Below are 618 nucleotides of genomic sequence, written 5' to 3' on the forward strand. Positions count from 1 at the left end.
TGGAGGCGGTGGGCCAGCTCACCGGCGGCCTCGCGCACGACTTCAACAACCTGCTGGCGGGCATCTCCGGCTCCCTGGAACTGATGGGCACGCGGATCGCCCAGGGCCGCCTGTCGGACGTCGACAAGTACATGGCCGCCGCCCAGGGCGCGGCCAAGCGCGCCGCCGCCCTGACGCACCGGCTCCTCGCCTTCTCCCGGCGCCAGACCCTCGACCCGCGCCCGACCAACGTGAACGCGCTCGTGGAGGGCATGACCGACCTGATCCAGCGCACGGTCGGGCCGAGCATCCCGGTCGAGGCCGTGGGGGCGACCGGCCTCTGGCCGGCGCTGGTCGATCCGAGCCAGCTCGAGAACGCGCTCCTGAACCTCTGCATCAACGCCCGCGACGCCATGCCGGACGGCGGGCGCATCACGGTCGAGACCGCCAACCGCTGGATGGACCGCGAGGCCGCCCGCGCCCACGAGATCCCGGAGGGCCAGTACCTGTCCCTGTGCGTGACCGACACCGGCACCGGCATGCCACCCGAGATCGTCGCGCGCGTCTTCGAGCCCTTCTTCACAACGAAGCCGATCGGCCAGGGCACGGGCCTCGGCCTCTCGATGATCTACGGCTTCG

1 protein-coding gene is annotated in these 618 nt (G+C 71.8%); it reads left to right on the top strand.

Features of this window, described 5'->3' with window-relative positions; translation table 11 throughout:
- Window positions 1-618, top strand: a 618-nt coding sequence (locus tag AX737_RS05445; protein WP_245293398.1) for an ATP-binding protein, incomplete at both ends; no start/stop codon positions are given.

The organism is Methylobacterium sp. CCH5-D2 (assembly GCF_001556475.1).
Taxonomy (GTDB): domain Bacteria; phylum Pseudomonadota; class Alphaproteobacteria; order Rhizobiales; family Beijerinckiaceae; genus Methylobacterium; species Methylobacterium hispanicum.